13 protein-coding genes are annotated in these 18,026 nt (G+C 56.7%); 7 read left to right on the forward strand and 6 right to left on the reverse strand.

Going from position 1 to position 18,026, the window contains the following annotated elements:
* The first annotated feature begins 20 nt into the window (after positions 1-20).
* Positions 21-3,149, forward strand: a complete 3,129-nt coding sequence (locus HPT27_RS06860) for a P-loop NTPase fold protein (RefSeq protein ID WP_172240836.1) — start codon at positions 21-23, stop codon at positions 3,147-3,149.
* Between the two features lie 285 nt (positions 3,150-3,434).
* On the opposite strand, the gene HPT27_RS06865 is transcribed toward HPT27_RS06860, so the two are convergent.
* A complete protein-coding gene (locus HPT27_RS06865; RefSeq protein ID WP_172240839.1) occupies positions 3,435-4,409 on the reverse strand; it encodes an MBL fold metallo-hydrolase in 975 nt (324 codons plus the stop codon).
* 242 nt (positions 4,410-4,651) lie between these two features.
* Positions 4,652-5,929 (reverse strand): glycerophosphodiester phosphodiesterase family protein, encoded by a 1,278-nt coding sequence (locus tag HPT27_RS06870; RefSeq protein ID WP_172240842.1) that lies wholly within the window; start codon positions 5,927-5,929, stop codon positions 4,652-4,654.
* 453 nt (positions 5,930-6,382) lie between these two features.
* Here HPT27_RS06870 and HPT27_RS06875 point away from each other — a divergent pair, with 453 nt between their 5' ends.
* On the forward strand, positions 6,383-7,069 hold the full coding sequence (locus HPT27_RS06875) for an SOS response-associated peptidase (protein WP_172240845.1): 687 nt from the start codon (positions 6,383-6,385) through the stop codon (positions 7,067-7,069).
* Between the two features lie 300 nt (positions 7,070-7,369).
* Here HPT27_RS06875 and HPT27_RS06880 read toward each other — a convergent pair whose 3' ends face one another.
* Positions 7,370-8,524: a helix-turn-helix domain-containing protein gene (locus HPT27_RS06880; protein WP_172240848.1), complete on the reverse strand. Its 1,155-nt coding sequence runs from the start codon at positions 8,522-8,524 to the stop codon at positions 7,370-7,372.
* A gap of 202 nt (positions 8,525-8,726) precedes the next feature.
* Between HPT27_RS06880 and HPT27_RS06885 the strand changes: the two genes are divergently transcribed.
* From HPT27_RS06885 to HPT27_RS06900, 4 genes are all read left to right on the forward strand, one after another.
* Positions 8,727-9,584, forward strand: a complete 858-nt coding sequence (locus tag HPT27_RS06885) for a DUF2306 domain-containing protein (protein WP_172240851.1) — start codon at positions 8,727-8,729, stop codon at positions 9,582-9,584.
* A gap of 644 nt (positions 9,585-10,228) precedes the next feature.
* Positions 10,229-10,651, forward strand: a complete 423-nt coding sequence (locus HPT27_RS06890; RefSeq protein ID WP_172240854.1) for a hypothetical protein — start codon at positions 10,229-10,231, stop codon at positions 10,649-10,651.
* Positions 10,648-10,872, forward strand: coding sequence for a helix-turn-helix transcriptional regulator (locus HPT27_RS06895; RefSeq protein WP_172240857.1), 225 nt, complete (start codon positions 10,648-10,650; stop codon positions 10,870-10,872). Before HPT27_RS06890 ends, HPT27_RS06895 begins: the two co-directional genes overlap by 4 nt.
* 475 nt (positions 10,873-11,347) lie before the next feature.
* A complete protein-coding gene (locus tag HPT27_RS06900) occupies positions 11,348-12,016 on the forward strand; it encodes a hypothetical protein (protein ID WP_172240860.1) in 669 nt (222 codons plus the stop codon).
* Positions 12,017-12,061: 45 nt separating this feature from the next.
* On the opposite strand, the gene HPT27_RS06905 is transcribed toward HPT27_RS06900, so the two are convergent.
* Positions 12,062-12,706, reverse strand: a complete 645-nt coding sequence (locus tag HPT27_RS06905) for a substrate-binding periplasmic protein (RefSeq protein ID WP_172240863.1) — start codon at positions 12,704-12,706, stop codon at positions 12,062-12,064.
* A 566-nt stretch (positions 12,707-13,272) separates the two neighbouring features.
* Between HPT27_RS06905 and HPT27_RS06910 the strand changes: the two genes are divergently transcribed.
* Positions 13,273-14,025, forward strand: coding sequence for an MgtC/SapB family protein (locus tag HPT27_RS06910; RefSeq protein ID WP_172240866.1), 753 nt, complete (start codon positions 13,273-13,275; stop codon positions 14,023-14,025).
* Between the two features lie 197 nt (positions 14,026-14,222).
* Here HPT27_RS06910 and HPT27_RS06915 read toward each other — a convergent pair whose 3' ends face one another.
* Both HPT27_RS06915 and HPT27_RS06920 read right to left on the reverse strand, forming a co-directional pair.
* A complete protein-coding gene (locus HPT27_RS06915; protein ID WP_172240869.1) occupies positions 14,223-15,506 on the reverse strand; it encodes a glycoside hydrolase family 26 protein in 1,284 nt (427 codons plus the stop codon).
* Between the two features lie 204 nt (positions 15,507-15,710).
* Positions 15,711-17,990: an FdhF/YdeP family oxidoreductase gene (locus HPT27_RS06920; protein WP_172240872.1), complete on the reverse strand. Its 2,280-nt coding sequence runs from the start codon at positions 17,988-17,990 to the stop codon at positions 15,711-15,713.
* Positions 17,991-18,026 lie beyond the last annotated feature (36 nt).

Below are 18,026 nucleotides of genomic sequence, written 5' to 3' on the forward strand. Positions count from 1 at the left end.
ATTAGTCCGAAGGACAACAGATGACCAGGACAGCGCCTACTTTAGACGTAAATTTTCTAAATGATGCCCCTGCAGATGATGACTATTTCTCTAAATATGGCGGACTTGGTCCTCACAGCAGGACTGCAGATGCAATTGCAAATCTCATCATTGCTTCCAATAGCGGTAAGAGTATTGGATTGGAAGGGGAATGGGGGGCCGGTAAGTCAACCATTGTAAATATGGTGAGCAGAAGACTTTCCCGAGACTTATCAGAAGATGTGCAAGTAATAGTTTATGACGCGTGGGCACATGCAGGAGACCCATTGCGGCGTTCATTCTTAGAAACTATCGTTGCCAAGCTCACAGAGGCTGGTTGGCTAAATCGAGAAGCGTGGGGCAATACACTCCAAGAAATTCGTTCCCGAAAAGAGAGAACTACGTCAAAGCCAAAAACCGAACCAACTGGGATAGGGTATTTCTTCGCATTTCTACTCTTAATGCTTCCGGTCACCACAACTCTATTAGAGGGCGGACTCGGCAAACTCGCAGCGTTCAATTTGTCATACCCGGTAAATTGGTCATTTATCCTCGGCCTCTTTTCATTTTCACCCGTAGCATTCATTTTTATTTGGTCCTTTTACCTACGGTTCGTTAAAAATAAAAAGGTCTTTAAGCTTGATAATTGGGAGTTCATTACTTTCGCTCCAAACCAGCATGTCGAATCTGAAACGACTTCAACCGGCGAGCCAACGTCGATTGAGTTTGAAAAGCATTTTTTTGATGCGATGAGTGACGCGCTTGGCAAACATGGAAATAGAAAAATTGTTTTGGTTGTCGATAACTTGGATAGGGTTGACGCGCAAGCGGCTCAGCTCATTTGGGCTACATTGCAAGTTTTCCTGTCACATAAAGAACGTGTCAATTGGAAAAGCCAAATCTGGACAATAGTTCCTTACGCAAAATCGCAGCTAACGAAGATATGGGGGGCAGAAGAGGATGATAAATTTGCTATTGCAGAGTCATTTCTTCAGAAGAGCTTGTCAATTCGATTTTATGCGGCACCTCCTATCCTGATCGGATGGAAAGACTATCTGACCTCCCTTCTTTATGATGCCATTCCCCACAATCGCCATAATGAATTTCACGACATATTCATTGCGTATGATTTTTTTGGGAAAAAATCATACGCATTTCCAACGCCACGAGAGTTAAAGTTTTTTGTAAATCAAATATGTACAATTTACATTCAGTGGGGCGGGAAGTTTCCGTTGAGTCACATTGCGTATTTTGTAATCGAAAGCATGCAAAGGGAGTCTATTTCTGAGCGAATGATGAATTTAGTTATTCCGTCAGATTCAGCGACAAGGCTTTTTGGCAGCGAACTAAAAAGAAATATGGCTGCTATGTTGTTTAACGTCGACCCTGATTCCGGTATCGAGATACTGCTTAGAGAGCCAGTTCAAGTTTCACTATTCGCCGAAGAAGGAAAGGGGCTTGAGGAAATTTTGAATGCGCACGGCGAAAGCTTCTGGCTTGTTTTAGGCAGGCGAATTTCTCAGTCTCATGGAAGCTCTAGAGAGCTTTGTCTCATAGCGTCAAGTCTTGGCTCGTCAGGTATTCTTTCCCAAGATAACGAGTTTGTGCGACGAATACATCAGCAGCTCAAAGAAGGGTTTGGGTCGATCACAGAGTGGCCGGATGTCGATGGGTACACGGCCAAAGCTCTTGAAATGTTCTTCACAATTAGTGGCGAAGGATTTATCGTTGAGAGAACCCTAAAGGCGATACAAAGATCTCTAAAGTCAAAATCGGCAACCTATGGCGAGAGTCTTGCTGTCGCAAAGGAAATAATTTTTGCAATTGTAAAAATATTTTCAATTCAAGAAGTTAGAGGGGCGTCAGTCAAGGATGTTGGAAGGTTCTCAATAGCAGGGGCATCTCCTGAGAACTGGGCTCAATGCTGTGAATATATGCATGAGTTGTTGCTGGGGGAGCGGGATTCAATAGGCTGGAAGATTTTCGAAGTTGGTTTTAGCGGTAAAGACTACGTTAGCAATGTCGGCGAAAGTGCCGTTAACTCAGGAAAATTTTCTGCTGAGCATCTAGTGTCAATTGATATTACCGGTGCGATTTTAAGTGATATTCCATGGGGTATGTTTATTGGCACTATAGTTAGCAGGCTAAAAAGCGCACAAAAATTACCAGCGGATGAAGTGCGCAATCTCCTTTTAGGCATCTGCAAAGCTGAAAGGTTTTTAGGTTCTGGGCAAAGTGCTGAATTTTCAGCCTTCTGCGCTGGTGGCAACCTTTATTCTCTCATCGAACACGCTATTTCCAGAAGTGAAGTTACTTCTCTTGCTGCTGCCGTTTATGTGGCGCTTGTATATTCATCCACCGCCAATACAACAAGGGCTGTCCCACATAGAAATTGGAAGGGTGAAAAAGATGTATTGCTTGCCGCTATGGAGTTTGAGTCGACCAAGCTTGGAGGGTTGGTCGCAGACGTCGCAATTCAGATGGGTGGTATCCCTAAACTTTTGAATGCAGTTGCAACAAGCGTTTCATTAAATCATTTGTTCCTTTCTGGCGCCGTCTCAACCTTAACTGGGTATGAGGGTTTTGCTTCAGAAGTTAAGCTTGAAGACCTGTCTGACAACTGGTTTTTGCTTTCGAGGAGATTGGGAAGGTCGCTGGAGGTATTTATTCGGGCCGCGGACATTCCGAATAAAATCTGTTCTGAGGCGTTCAGTTCTAAGTATTGTGGCATCTATGTTTCGGTGATAAATATTAATAGCTTGCGAACAGATAGATTGGTTGGGTTTATTTTGGATGGTATAAGCGGGATCACTGAAGGGCAGTGGAGAAGCGATCTTTTCGGCGAAGGCGTTTGTGCTGAACTTTTGGTCAGACTTCGCGAACTGGATGTTATTCAAAGTATTGGTGGCAGCTTTGCGGTGCCGTATCTAGAGCATGTTGAATTTGCACTCTCTACACCTTTTCAGTACTCAGAAGAGACACATAGAAACTGGTCAATTCTGTCGACGTTGCTTAATGAACCAGAAAAAAATAACTTGCGCGCGCTCATTAAAGAGGCAACTTCCGCCCCGGGATTTACTCGCTATGAATCCCTCCATAAAGTCTATGGTCGACTAATTAATGGTGGGTAAAAGCGCGTAAGGCGGCATCGCGAAGCAAGCCGCCGTTTCACCCTCAGCGAGGTAGGGCGAAATAACCGAAGGGCATTGCGCCGGATTCAATACCATACGGCGCAATGCGGCTGCGCCTTATTGACGCCATACGCTGGAATTCGATTGCGATTTTGTTGCGGGCCCTCAGGGTCAAAGCCCTTTAATTCGTCCATGTAGGCCATCGCGCCAGCGAGATCGCAGAAGATCGATCTCGCCGGCGCGTCCACGGTGTGCGTCTTTCAGCAACACATCAGGTATTGGCCATCATTTGTCGTTTAGATAATTCACTGGAATCCACTGATAGCCGTTGCCATCTTTGCGCAGGTGGCCAATGCCGGGAAAGGGCAGGTGCGCGGCTGCGCCCCAATGGCCTTCTTTCACGGCGGCATCAAACGCTTTTCGGCGTTGGACTACGGCGTTCTTGGCATCGCTGTCGTACTGGATGGCAATGTCCGGGTTGGGCATTTGCACCACACTCACATGGATGAGGTCGCCCCACAACACCAGCTTCTCGCCTTTGCTTTCCACCACGTAGATGGAGTGGCCCGGGGTGTGGGCGCCAGTGACCTGTGCGCGCACGCCGGTGGTGAGCACGGTGTCGCCACTGAACGGCTTGAATTTGCCGGCCGCAATGTACGGCTTCAGTGACAGCTGTGCGCCTTGGAAACTGCCTTTGCCTTCGGCCGGTGCCGCATCGAGGTTGGCTTGGCTGAGCCAATAGTCGGCATCTTTTTGTTCGGCGCGGACAACGGCGTTGGGGAACAGCATTTGCTCGTTCGCGCTCAAGCCACCGACATGATCGCCGTGCATGTGGGTGATGTAGATTTCATCGATTTGCTCGGGGCGGTAACCCGCGGCCTTGATGCTGTTTACCAGCTTGCCCAGCGTGGGGCCAAACAGTGAACCGGCGCCGGCATCGATCATGACCAGCTTCTCACCGGTGTCGATCAGATAGGTGTTGACCGAGGTCGCCAGCGGTGACGACAGGTAGTGATGCGCCAACACCTTGTTGACGTGGTCCGGGCTGGTGTTGAGCAGAATTTTGTCCACCGGCAATGCCACGGTACCGTCAGACAGGGCGGTAACGGCAAAATCACCGAGCGTCATCCGGTAATAACCGGCCTGCTGGGCAGCGGGTGATGCCCCCTGTGTCAGGCTTGTTGCCGCCTGAGCCGAGGTGAGCCACGAGCCAGTCAACAATGCAGCAATGGCAAGAACGCGATGTGTGCGGCGCAGCATGGAAACTCCTCCTGAGAAGGAAACACAAGGCCGGGAAGAACGTTATTCCGCCGGCAGGGGAGCCGCATTCTACGATGAACTGAAAAATGACGCTGGCACGCGGTTTTGCACCGTGCAGTGACCAAGGGTCAGGCCTTACATTTGACACAGACTAGGGGTTGCAACAGTGCAAAGGTTTGTACCCCCAAATCTCAGGATCTGAGGGTACAAACTTAGGCGATAGCAGCTAGGCGGTGAGAACCTTATTCCAAGCCCATGCAGCTGGCGTAATAGCTTGTGGTCGCGGGCCAGTCGGAGAACACCCCACGGACGCCGACATCTCGCGCCAACACATGCAGTGCCTCAAAGGTTGAACCTTCATTCTTCAGGGCGTTGTTGATGGATTGGTAATACCAGCCACCATCACCATCCGCGAGAATGCCGGAGCGTTCCAGCGTCCAGGTGATGATGTCCAGACCGGCGTGCTTTATGTCGCGCGCATACCGGCTCGGGACAATGCGATCAACGTTATCTGTGCTCAGCAGTGCCCACATCGGTGGCGCAACAATATTGACTCCACGACTGTGGAGTTGGCGCAGCTCATCAAACGAGGCCGGTAGATCATTGTTGGGGTCGGTATCGGTCGGGTCGATATCGTCCAGATAGACCGCTTGGCGACCGAAGCTTTGTTCATGGTCAATCCAATACAGCACGTCAGCGATATTGAAGGATTGGGCAAACACCCGGCGCGGATTGACGCCGGCGGCTTTGTACTCATCAATCATTTTCTGGGCGTACTGCTGCTGGGTAAAGCCGTCAAACGGCATGGTGACGCTGGCCGCTTTCAATTCCGGCGTCATTTTGCTGCCCAGGGACTTGAACAACGCGATGCTCTCTTTGTGGGTCAGCAAGGTGCCACTGCTTGGGCCGGCGTAAAGGTCGGTGCGGAAATTTGCCGTGCCGCCCATGTACTCGGCGACGGTACGTGCCATCGGGTTGGCGGCGTCCATTTTGCCACGCAGGCTTTTGAATTCCTCGACGGTGAGATCACTGGTGCAGCACTGTGCGCTGGCAGGTGCGAGCAAATTCCCAGCTGCGTCATACTGGGCGGGCGTGAACGGTTTGCTGCATTTTGCCGCCAGCGGGGTTTCGAGAATGTTGGTGGTGGTGTGTAGATCGCATTGCGAATGGCGGCAAACCAATTCCTTGTCCTTGGTAAAGGTGACGTCACATTCCAGAATGCCAGCGCCCATCTTGGCGGCGGCCCGATACGACTCTTCCGTGTGCTCAGGGAATTGCAGCGCGGCGCCACGATGACCAATCGAGAACATTGTTCTGCGTGGTTCACTATTTTGGCAGCGCTCAAGCCGGCTCTTTAACGGCCCCTCATTCATTTGGGACAGCAAAAAATAGGGCCGCGGTCCAAGCTCAATGCGTTGATGGGATTGCTGCTGCGAGCTGGGTTGCTCCGCTTGTGCAGTCAGGGTGACGCCGATGGCTGTGATCAACAACACGGCAGCCGTTAACAACGGATGTTTCATGTTGATTTCCTTTTGATTGCTAGGCAGAAGATCTGCACGGGTCACACTAGATGCGTTGTATGACAAGAAAGTCACAGTGGTACGGCGATGTCGGGGCTGATGGGTGACAACATCGTGACGAAAGGGTGACAGCGGCTGGGGCTGTGAACGGCTGCCACGCCGGCACTGTGAAAGTTGGTTGGGGAAAAATGCCGACGGGTAACGCGCGTAAGACGGATTAACGCGCGCAAGGTGAACGGTCGGTTCGGCGTAGGGTGGCTTCGCGAAGCAAGCCACCGTTTCAGCCTCGGTAGGTGGAGCGTGATTCGAGATGGCGGGTTGTCGCTTGCGCTCCGAACCCGCCTTACCTTTCGCTCGCTGTTTCCCGCTTTCCGGTAAATCCCGCCCGCCGAACCGACGCCTGCCGCGAGAGCGACTATTGTTTGCTTCTGGCGTGATGGGGCGGAGGCGCCCATGTGCGGTTCCATGCAAAAGGCGGCGGCCAAGGTGCTGCGCAAGTGGATGGTCGATCACGGCATTCCGGCCGAGATCATCGAGATACTGCTCGGGCCGGAGTTGCCGGATGACGATGGCCGGCCCGGCCCGCGCAAGAACCTGATCCGCAATGCCATGATGGTGGCCTACCAAATGACCGGCGGTTTGCCGACCGCCGAGCTGGTGCGCTGGGGCATGTTGCCGAAATGGAAGCAGGAAGCCGGCGACACCATGCCGGTGATCAACGCCCGCTCGGAGACAGTATTCACTGCCCGCACGTTCAAGACTGCCGTGCGCGAGCGCCGCTGCGTGGTGCCGTGCGGTGGCTTTTTTGAGCCGCGAGTCGAAGGCTCGCAGGCCGAGTTCGAACGCTACTTGTTCACACCCACGCAAACAGATCTGTTTGCCATTGCGGCCATCTGGTCGCCCTCGACTCAGGATGACAACAAGGAAGCGGTGATCCTCACCACCGAACCCAATGCCGTGGTCGGAGCGATTCATGATCGCATGCCGGTGATTCTGGATGAGCAGGGGATAAATACGTGGTGTGACCCGGAAAGCAGTGAAGCGGATTTGCAGGCGCAGTTGCAGCCGTGCCCGGAGCAGTGGTTAAAGGCGGAGCCGGTGGTGAAGGAGAAAGGGAAGCGGAGGAAGGGGAAAGAGTGAGTTTGGGTTTGATTGGAAGATGCGGTGCGTGCTGATGGTTCACCCTCTCCCTAGCCCCGCTCCGCTCCGCGCCCCTGCCACTCGCTAACTCGTGGCGCTGCAGCGGCACGAAGCAGTGCATCGTGAATTCTTGCATTCGCCCCGTCGAGGGAGAGGGGGAGGCCAAAATGCTTGTGTAGGTTTGTTTTGGTGTGTGCGGCGGGGACCCTCACCCCGGCCCTCTCCCGTAGGAGAGGGGGAAAACGGAATTCGGGGCCGCATCAGTAGCTGCTGTGCCCCAACAACAGAAGCGCAAAGAACTCAGGCGTTCACTGTTGAAGTCATCAGCGGTTTGGCTTGCATGGCTTTGCGGTATTCGCCGGGCGTGCAACCGGCCATGGCTTTGAAGGCGCGGGTGAAGGGCCCGACGGAGGCGAAGCCGCTTTCCAACCCGACGACCAATACCGGCCAGTGTTGTTTCGCCGGATCGGCGAGCAGGGTTTTGGCGTGTTCGACGCGAAGACTGTTGATCAATTGATTGAAGTTGCGTGCGCCCAGATGATTATGAATGGCGCGGCTGATGCGGTATTCCGAGACCTCGAATTGCCGGGCCAGGTCGGCCACTTTCAGTTCCGTTTCCAGATAGCGTTGTTGCTCGCGCAGGGCGCGGTGAATGTGTTCGGCGAGTGATTGCTCGGCGTCATTGACTGCGGGTTCTGAAACCGGTTGCACGGAATCATTGGTGATCGGTTCACTGAAGCTGACTGTCGATTCAGGTGGGCAGACGTTGATGGAATGCGGTGAAGCTGCGCGGGCCGGATGGCGCCAACGGATCAGCACTTGCGTCACCAGCAGCATCAGCAGTGAAGCCAGAGCGATGGCGATTTCGTTCAGTGTGCTGTGCGCCTGCGGATCGGTGATCGCCGGCGCGATGGCTTTGACCACGGTAGTGCTCAGTACCGACACGCCGTAGCAGAGCAGAAAGATCATGCGCTGCAAGCGGTCGGTGCGATTTGCGCTAGTCCAGCCACGAGCCCCTTCCCAGAAGGCCAGCACCAGCAAGCATGAGGACAACAAGCCCATCAGGGCGTTGAGCGCGGATTGGACCGGCAGCCATGTGCTCTCCGGGGCTTGGTGCAAGCTGCTGAGCAGGGTGATCCCTTGGTCGCTCATCAATAGCAGCGCCACGCTGCCGGCGATCAACAGATGCCGACCCGCCACGGCATGCTGCTCGCGAAACAGCGCACGGGCCACCAGCCAATAGCCGTTGCAGGTGGCGCAGGCGCCGAGGCCGAGCAGGTATTGATAGGGGCCGAGCGTGTCCGCGCCGAGCCGCTTGGCCATCATCATTGCCATGGAGCCGCAGAACACCGCGAACACCAGATGCACGGTCTGTTTCTGCCGCACCGTGACCTGCAGCAACAGCAGGCCCAGCGCCGTCAGCACGACCGCTCCCTGCAATAGCCGAATGTCCATGTCCCGTCCGTCCTGCTGTGTTCCGTTGTGCGGATGCTCGCGCCGCTGCCGGCGACCGTCAACCGGCAAGATGTTTCGGTTTCTTTACCGCGTGCCGGCCACCACACGGCAAAACCCTGCGCCGATTTTCAAATTCGGCACGACGGCCGCCGGCGCGACCGTCACGCTGCGCTGCATTGTTCATTCTATTGACGAGGAATTCATGCAGACGTCACTGACCGGCAGCGCCGGTGTTACTGGGGTGGGGAGTGGCTATCACTCGGCGGACCGCGCCTTGCAGCTCAGCGTGACCGGTTGGGTGCTGGTCGCGTTGGCCGGGCAATGGCTGTTCGCGTTTTACATTGCCGTGCTGTACGCGGTGCCGGCGCTGACCGGCAACTATGAGGGCGCCAATCAGGCGCGACCGATCACCGGTTATGTTGCCGGCGATACGGTCGGCAACCTGATGTTGTTTGCCCATGTGCTACCGGCGGCCATGCTTAGTGTGGGCGGCGTGCTGCAATTGCTGCCGGCGCTGCGACGGCGCTGGCCACAGCTGCATCGCTGGAATGGCCGGGTGTTTCTGGTGATGGGCTTGCTCGGCGCGCTGACCGGTTTGTATCTGACCTGGGTACGCGGCTCCCGTTTGAGTGATCTGGGTGCCATCGGCATCACGATTAACGGACTGTTGATTCCTGTGGCCGTGCTGCTGGCGTGGCGGGCTGCTCGCGCCCGGCAGTTTGATCGGCACCGGCGCTGGGCGGTGCATGCGTTTTTGCTGATCAACGGGGTCTGGACCTTCCGCTTGTATTTGATGGGCTGGTATCTGGTCAACCACGGCCAAAACGGCAACACCAATAATCTCGATGGCCCGGTCGATCTTTTCATTTCCGTTGCTTGTTATGCGCTGCCGATGGCCGTTGCCGAACTGTGGTTCTGGGCCCAACGCCAACACCATGTGGCGCGAAAATGGTGGGTTGCTGCAATGCTGTCGCTCGCGGCGCTGATCACGCTACTCGGCGTGGTCGCGGCAATCCTGATGATGTGGTTACCGCGAATCGGGAATGTGTTGGCTGGTTGATTGGTGTTGCGGTTTTTCGTCTATGGATGCGGTGCCGGTTGTGAAGTGGGGCGCTGGGCAACGGCAATCTGATTGGCATCGACCGACGTCATCACGTAGGGCGGGTCAAGCGCAGCGGACCCGCCGATAGCATTGGCAATCGCCTAGCGCCTAAAGCGCAGGATGAAGGTGTGAGATGAGGTTTCCAAATCTTGCTTGGAAACGTGCGACGAGATCACCCTCTCCCTTGATCCCTCCCCCGTCGAGGGGGAGGGAAAACATGTCTACTCTGAAATTCAGCAGAAAATGATGCTCGCTGACACGGCCGCTCCGCTTCGCTTGAGCTGCCCTACGACTTGCTACAACACGGCGCTGCCGATTCTGTTGTCTCCCTCCCCTCGACGGAGGAGGGCTGGGGAGAGGGTGAAACCGCCCGCGCGCACTTGTCATGCCGTAGGGCGGGTCAAGCGCAGCGGACCCGCCGATAACGTTGGCAATCGCCTAGCCGGAAAAAGGGCAGGTTTTGCCTGGCGGAACGAGGTGGGTTTGGAGGGGGTAGACCGTTGGTGTCTCTGAAAATGGTAGTTATGCTTGACTTGATGTTAAAAATAACTAACATAAGGTTCGATGTAAATGACATCTCAAATGGAACCGAGGAGACTGCCGTGCCCTACCGTGAAAAAACCGCCTGGCTCACCCTGATTGCCATGGCCGTGACCTTTGGCCCGTACTTTGGCTATGTGGCTATCGCCGCTCCGGGCGAGGAAGTGCCCAACCTGCGCCTGCTGGGCTGGTATGCCGTGGCGGCCATCACCCAGTTGGTGATTCTGGGCATCGGTCATTTGTCGCTCCGACGCAGCGCCCCGGACGATGCCCGGGTGCCGCCTGACGAGCGCGATCGCGCCATCGGCAGCAGCTCGCAGAATGTCGCTTACCACTTGCTGATCTTCGGTTTCATTCTGGTCGGCGGCGTGATGCCGTTCTTGTCACGCGGCTGGACCTTGGTGAACGCATCGCTGTTCACGATTGCGCTGGCGGAGTTCGTGCGATACAGCCTGATCGTTGTCAGCTATCGCAGGCAAGCATGATGAACGGCACCATCACCAACCAGATCCGCACGCTGCGTTTCCATCACGGTGAAATGTCGCAGGCCGAACTCGGTCAGCGCATCGGCGTGACCCGGCAGACCATCGCTGCCATTGAAGCCGGCAAATATTCGCCGACCCTGGAAGCCGCGTTCCGCATCGCGCAGGTGTTCAACGTGCCGCTGGAGCAGGTTTTTCAGTGGCTACCGCAAACGGCGGATTGATTTGCGATTTCGAGCGGCTTGTCGGCTTCGCGGGAAAAGGCTTCATGCGGGCCCCGGCGATTAAGCAATAACGGAACTGTCACCCCCGCGAACGACTGCAAGGATGCAGGAGGTAGAGCAACGCAGGAGCGGTTGCCGAAGCGTGGGCCCAGTGTCTTGCGTTAGTTTCGTTCCACTCCCGCAGGTGCTCCACTCCCTGTCAAGAAACGGACGGTGGGGCAGCTCAGCGCGCACGGCTTAGTGCTATTTGGTTCAATCACTTCGGGCAGCGCATCGGCGCTGCTTTTTTGCTTCGCGTTCGACAAGAAGGGAGTTCTAGCGGCCACTCATTGCGTTTGTTCACTTGACTGAGCAATTTAGCCAGGCTGCTGGCCCATTTTCCATCGCACTTCGAATTCCGGCGTATCGAAAATCAGAGTCGTGCCAATAACGTGATTTTTGCTATGCTCGCCGGCGCGGCGTTATTGCGCCGACATTGAACGGCACTCCCTTTCTGCAAGAAGGATCCTTGCTCATGTTCCGCATGTTTTTTACTTTTTGTGTGATTTGTGTACTCAGTTTTGTCAATGCCGTCGCCAGAGCGGACTCCAAGCAGCCCTTCAGTTACGTTCAGGTGGGACATGGTGAAACCTACTTCGAGTGCGCCTGGTCGGAAACCACGCATTTGAATGGCACAGCCATCGCGGCAAGCTGGCAGTTTGCGCCGCAATGGTTTGTCGGGGCGCTGCAATTCGAATCGAATGCCATCAGGGAAAATTGCACGGCGCAGACGCTGTCAGTTACGGTGCTGTCAATCACCGCCGGCTATATATTCCACCACACGGACCAGTCGGACTGGTTTATCAAAGCGGGTGGCTTGCATCGCGAGTTTCCCGGTGATGAGCATGTGATTGACGCGCCGTTCGGGTTCTACCGGGACCTAGAGGATCGCGATGACGCGCTATTGAGCGCGGGGGCTCGCCATGGTTTGGGCCGTTTCTTTGAGCTGACCTGGGACGCCGGGGTCATCAGCGAGGATGGCGGGGAGCTTTACGGCGCTGCCAATATTCGCTGGCTGCCAGCGCAGCGTTTCAGTATCGGCTTTCAGTACAGCCAGTACGGCGACTTTGGGCTGGCTGAGCTCAGCGCGCGCTACCATTTTTGAAGCGGTGGCCGCTTTTCTTTTCGGTTGATCTGTTGGTTGGGTGTTTTACTTCTTATATTTGCTGCTCATCTCGTCACTGATCGCCTGCATGGCTTGCTGGGTAACGATGGTGAGCCTGCCGTCGGCGGTCATGGTTTTTAGCTCGGCGTCGAACCGTTGCATCAGTTCGCGCTGGGCCGATTGCTTGGAAATCAGCAAGTGATAGTCCGCTCGATCAAAGATCACCGGCGTGATGCTGATCTGGTCCTCGAACGCCAAGGCTTTCAGGATGGGCATGGCGTAGATGTCACCCTGAATCGTGAAATCACCGCGCCGGGTTTTCAGCATGCGAAACACATTTTCGATATTGCCGGCCCATTCGATGGCGAGGTGGCGTGGCTCAATCTGCTTCTTGGCCCAGCCGGAGCCGGCTTGTGCGATGAATGTGCCAGCCTTCAGATCGTCAAGCGTCTTGGCGTTCGATAGTTCGCCGTAACGCGGTGAGTCGTTGGCAACAAACATGCGCATGTTCAGCGTGACCACCGGCAGCGCGGAAACGTCAGCGTATTGCCGGCGCTCATTCGTCGGGATGGTCACCATGGCGTCACGTTCGCCGGACTTGACCAGCAGTTGCGCCCGGATCCACGGCAGGCTGTCGCAGCGATAGGCCTGCTTCAGCCGTTCCACCAGAATGTATTGCGTGATCCGCATTTCGATCACCTGACAGGAGTCGTAGCTGCTCTGCTGATCGACCACAATGGTGAACGGCGCTGTCGCTGTAGCAGGTGTTGTAGCCGTCGCTGTAGAGTGCGTTGCCGCTGCTACGTTCGATGGTGAAGCCAGACTGGACGAGCAAGACAGCACAAGGCCGAGCAGGCCGCGTGTCAGCCCAAGGTGATATGGCAGCCGTCGCCAGTGTGGGGGTGAGCACCTGCGCTGCTTGCAATTCGCCATGTCGCTCGCGGCTCTCACTTGGGGGGCGACCCCGTTCGTTGACTACAACAGTCGGCCACGTTTGTTCATCTCCGTGGCTGCCTGCGTTCAGTGTAGTCGTCCGCTGGCATGTCGCTGCCATTGCCATTGTCATAGCCACGGCCACGCCTGTGTCGCGACCATTCGGCCTTGCTGTTCACATCCGCACGATTGGGTCCGGCTGCAAGTTCGGTTGCCGGTCCGGCAGGCCGGTTTAGACCCCGGGCATCACCGCGCCAGCTTGAACTACGCTTGCTGTCAGCAGTCGGGCGTCCGCGCCCGCGGGCCGTTCACCGAGGTGCGTCGTGTCGTCTCATCCGCTCAATGTCTTTGCCAATCACTGGACCGCATTGGCACTGCAGATCAATCTGGTGGTCTTCTTCAGTCTGGCCGGGGCGTTGTTGCTGGGTTTGATTGTCGGCTACGAGCGCAGCTACCACGGCCGCGCGGCGGGCATGCGCACGTACGGCATGGTTTGCATGGCATCGGCAGCACTGACCGTACTGGCGGGCTATCCGGAACAGTGGTTTGGCGCGCACGCAACCACCATGGTGGCCGCTGCAGATCCGACCCGGATCATTCAGGGCATTGTCACCGGCATCGGTTTTCTCGGCGCCGGTGTGATCATGAAAGAAGGCATGAACATCAGCGGCCTGACCACGGCGGCGTCCATCTGGGCGTCGTCTGCGATCGGTGTGCTGGTCGGTGTCGGGTTCTATGCCGCGGCCATTCTGCTGGCGTTGTTGTCGGCATCGCTGATGATGTGGGGTTCGAAAATTGAAGCGCGTTTGCCGACCCGGCCGGCGGTTACCATCATCATGCGATTCCGACCCGGCTTCATCGCCACCGAAGATACGCTGCGCCGGGTTGCGACCGAACGCGGCTACATCATCGCCAATGGTTCGTTCTCGATCACTTATGAAAACACCCAGGTGCAGTGGCAGTTCGTCGCTGTTGCCGTGGAGGGGCGCAAGAGCGCGAGCCTGATGGAGCTGTCAAACGAGTTGCTGCGCTTCGAAGGCATCGACAAGTTCCAGATCTCGCACGCGCGCAACTGAGCGGACTCCAGTCGAACACGCGAGCAATGCTTGCAGCCATACCGGCAACCTCGCCCAGTCACTTGAGCAGCGATTCGCACCCCCAGCCCCTCCTTGTCAAGGAGGGGCTGGGGGTGGTTCAGCTCAGCACGCATAGCATCAATCTATCTGACCCATCGCACTGAGAAAGCCAAAAGCGTCCGCTCTCCATTCTTCCCTTACTTCGCTCCGTCAAACATGGCGCGCAAGTCGCCGGCGAACAACGGCATATGGCTGGCGTGAAACGCGCGAAAGTCGGCGATCTCGTCATGCTCTTTGGTCGGCTTGGGATACGGCACAAAAAACTTGGGCTCGGCTGCATCGCCGGAATTGCTCCAGCTCATCACGTAGGCCATTCGTTTGAGCTTGGCGGGCACAGCGCCGCTGACGCCAAGCAGCCACTGGGAATACCAGAAGTTGTTGCCGACGTCGTGTTGCAATCCGTCCTTGTAGCCGGTTTCGGACAAGGCCGGGATTTTGCCGTTCGTGCGGGCGGTGTCGGCAATAATCTGGATGCCTTGGGTCAGGTGGGCAAAGCGGGCCTGACTGTCGGCAATGCCCTCGGCATAGCAATCGCCAGCCATGACATCTACCCAATCATTACCGGGATAGTTCTCCAGATATTTTTCACTCGGCTTGCAGCCCTCGCAGGCGATGGCGTTCAGACTGGGGGCGTAAACATACAGCAGGTTGTGGATGCCTTTTTTGTCACGCAAGTAGCTTACCGTTTGCTGCCACAGCGCCAGATACTCCTCGCGTGAGTTGTTGGCAACCTGATACCAGCGGCCGACGCCATCTTCACCCTGGTTCATTTCATGCCACGGTCGAAACAGAATCGGAATGGCCTTGCCGCCATCGACCGCTCTGGTCTTGATGAATTCGGCGAGCACATCCATCCACTGCGTCCACAGCAGATAATTTTCGCCTTGTTCGCCACGGTTGTCCGGATCGTACACCTTGTGTTCAAGTACGCTATCGATGAGATGCGAGCAGTCTGTGCAATTTCGGTCATCTGCTGGGGCGACCGGATTGTCCATCGGCCAGTGCAGCGTGATCAGCGCACCGCGATGACTGGCGATTTGCATTTCCTTGCCGATTTCATCAAAGGCGGCATAGTTCGCCTTGTTGTCCTTGTCGAACAGCCAATTGGCGTTGTAGCCGCTGACGCCGGCGTGAACATTCAAGACCTGATAAATGTCGGATGGCCGGATAATGTCATCTGGCAGATCATCCCAGCCGACACCGCTGTGGTAGTCGCCCTGATTGCCAAATGCAAAGCCATCGGCATCGGCTAGCGCAATGAGCTTGCTGTGAAGCTGGCGGGTTTCCGCGGTTGCCGCGTTGTCGATCGGTGGTTCAATCGGCGGTGGCGTAGCCGCCAAGGTAGGTACGGCGGCAGTGAGCAACAGACCGATGCTGGCGAGCAAGCGCCAGTCGCATACAGCGTTGGGCAATAATTTCATGGCAACAACCATCCCTAGGTGTCTGGTGAAAAGTAGCGAAGAGCGGTGATAAGCGGTGACAGGCCTCCTGCCCGGAGCGGCAAATCCGGCCCGCGCAAAAAAATGCGCGTGGCGCAGACGGCCGTCATTCACTCAGCAGCAAGCAGGAGCCCAGCGTAGATAACGCCGGCAACGGCGTTTGGTTGACTGCCCGACGCAGAAACCTCAGCGCGAGCGATACAGCAACACCGGCACATCTTTGTACGCCGGCGTCTGGGTCTGGGTGCTGTGGATGCCGGCGGCCAGCAGCGCGGACGCTTCCGGAAAATAGGCGGCGACACAGCCGCGCGGGATGTCGTAGGCGACGGTGGTGAAGCGGCTGACCCGGCGGACAATGCCGTCGTTGCTGACGGCCTCGATATCCACCTGATCGCCGGGAAAAAGACCGCGCCGGTTCAGATCGTCCGCGTGGATCAGCAGCACGCGCCGATCACCAAACACGCCACGATAGCGATCGTTATTGGTGTAAACGGTGGTGTTGAACTGATCGTGCGAGCGCAGCGTCATCAGTGCCAGCACGCTGTCGCCATGGCGCTGGCGCGCAAGCTGCACGGCGTTTTCCTTTGGCAAGGGATGCACACGGAATTCCGCCTTGCCGCTGGCCGTGACAAAACGGCGCTGGGCAGCCCGGTTGGGTAGCTGCACGCGGCCGTCGCTGGTGATGCGCTGGTTGAATTGCTCGAAGCCGGCGGTCACTCCGCGCTGGCCCTGCTCGATGAATTCGCGAATGCGAGCGTAATCGTTGGCAAGCTCCAGCCAGGGAATGCTGCGGGCATGCGGCGCCAGCTGCGCGCCAATATTGGCGACAATGGCCGGCTCGCTGATTTGCATGGCGTCGTCGATAGGCGCTTGCACGCCACGCGAGCGGCGCACCACGCTCATCGAATCTTCGGTGGTGACGAACTGCACGGCGCCTTGCCGGGTGTCGATGTCGGTGCGTCCCAGTGTTGGCAACAGCAAACCGATTTCGCCCGGGTGGCAATGGGTGCGATTCAGTTTGGTGGCGATATGAACCGTCAGCCGGCATTTTTCCAGCGCCGCCAGCACCCGCGGTGAATCGGGCGCGGCGACGCCGAAATTGCCGCCGAGACTGAGCAGCGCGCGAATCTCGCCAGCCAGCAAACCGTTGATCACGGCGGCCGCATTCAGGCCGGCCTCGCGGCACAGCTTGGCGTCCGGAAATGCGGCTTCCAGATTGTCGAGGAATTGGACCGAGACGCTGGAGGTTGCGCCCATGGTCCGGTCGCCCTGTACATTCGAGTGACCACGCACCGGCAACGCGCCGGCGCCGGGCTTGCCGATATTGCCGCGCAGCAGCAGCAGGTTGACGATGTGCTGAATGGTGGCAACCGCGTGTTCATGATGGGTGATGCCCATGCACCAGGTGATCATGGTGGCGTTCGACAGGGCATAGCGCTTGGCCACATCACGTAGCGCCGCTTCGGTCAAGCCGGATGCGGCGCACAGCACCAGCCAGGATTCGTTTGCCACGTCCTCGCACAGCGCGGCAAAGCCGTCGGTGTGCTGAGCAATGAATTCGTGATCCAGCACCTGCGGATCAGTGCTGGCCAATTCCAGCAGCGCCTTGATGATGCCTTTCAGCGCCGCCAGATCGCCGCCGAGTTGAACCTGATGAATGGCGCTTGCCACCGCGACGCCGTCATTGCGGAGCAGCTCACCAACATTTTTGGGATCAGAAAAATTGTCGAAGCCGCGTTCTTTTAACGGATTAAACGCCAGCACCGTCGCGCCGCGCTGCGCGGCCTCATACAGCGCCACCATCATGCGGGGGTGATTGCTGGCCGGATTCTGACCCATCACGATAATCAGTTCGGCGTGCTCGAAATCGGTCAGCGCGCAGGTGCCTTTGCCGGTGCCGAGCGCTTGCTTGAGCGCGAAGCCGGACGGTTCATGACAGAAGTTGGAGGAGTCCGGCAGATTGGCGCAGCCATAGCTGCGCGCCATCAATTGCCACAAAAACGCCGCTTCATTGCTGCTGCGGCCGGACGCGTAAAACGCCGCCTGCGCGGGTGTGAAGGCGGCCATTTCGCGGCCGATGACAACGTAAGCATCGGCCCAACTGATGGCGCGAAAAACGCCAGTCTGTTTCTCATAGAGAATCGGCGTGGTCAGCCGGCCGTGCGCTTCCAGTTCGTGATCGCTGAGTTGCTGCAGCTGTGCCGGTGTCTTGCCGGCAAAGAAATCGACGCCGGTTTGTTTGCGGGTCATTTCCCAAGCGATGGCTTTCTGACCCTGCTCGCAGCTGTCAACCATGGGCGCGCCCGGCTTGTCCGGAAAGGCGCAGCCGGGACAGTCGAAGCCGTCGAGCTTGTTGGCGTGCAGGAATGAACCGACCAGCTTGACCGGAATGCGTTGCTGGGCAAACGCCTTGATGGCGCCCGCAATGGCGCCGCGACCACCGGCAGGGGCAGACTTGTGACTCATGACTTCAGGGCTTCAACTGGGCGCATTGCAATGCGG

It is taken from the genome of Permianibacter fluminis (assembly GCF_013179735.1).
Lineage (GTDB): Bacteria > Pseudomonadota > Gammaproteobacteria > Enterobacterales > Permianibacteraceae > Permianibacter > Permianibacter fluminis.

Bases quoted from the DNA above. Each gene is read 5' to 3' on its own strand.
- HPT27_RS06920 (WP_172240872.1), bottom strand. From the start codon at position 17,990: ATGAGTCACAAGTCTGCCCCTGCCGGTGGTCGCGGCGCCATTGCGGGC.
- HPT27_RS06895 (WP_172240857.1), top strand. From the start codon at position 10,648: ATGATGAACGGCACCATCACCAACCAGATCCGCACGCTGCGTTTCCAT.
- HPT27_RS06865 (WP_172240839.1), bottom strand. From the start codon at position 4,409: ATGCTGCGCCGCACACATCGCGTTCTTGCCATTGCTGCATTGTTGACT.
- HPT27_RS06860 (WP_172240836.1), top strand. From the start codon at position 21: ATGACCAGGACAGCGCCTACTTTAGACGTAAATTTTCTAAATGATGCC.
- HPT27_RS06880 (WP_172240848.1), bottom strand. From the start codon at position 8,524: ATGGACATTCGGCTATTGCAGGGAGCGGTCGTGCTGACGGCGCTGGGC.
- HPT27_RS06870 (WP_172240842.1), bottom strand. From the start codon at position 5,929: ATGAAACATCCGTTGTTAACGGCTGCCGTGTTGTTGATCACAGCCATC.
- HPT27_RS06875 (WP_172240845.1), top strand. From the start codon at position 6,383: ATGTGCGGTTCCATGCAAAAGGCGGCGGCCAAGGTGCTGCGCAAGTGG.
- HPT27_RS06885 (WP_172240851.1), top strand. From the start codon at position 8,727: ATGCAGACGTCACTGACCGGCAGCGCCGGTGTTACTGGGGTGGGGAGT.
- HPT27_RS06915 (WP_172240869.1), bottom strand. From the start codon at position 15,506: ATGAAATTATTGCCCAACGCTGTATGCGACTGGCGCTTGCTCGCCAGC.
- HPT27_RS06905 (WP_172240863.1), bottom strand. From the start codon at position 12,706: ATGCGGATCACGCAATACATTCTGGTGGAACGGCTGAAGCAGGCCTAT.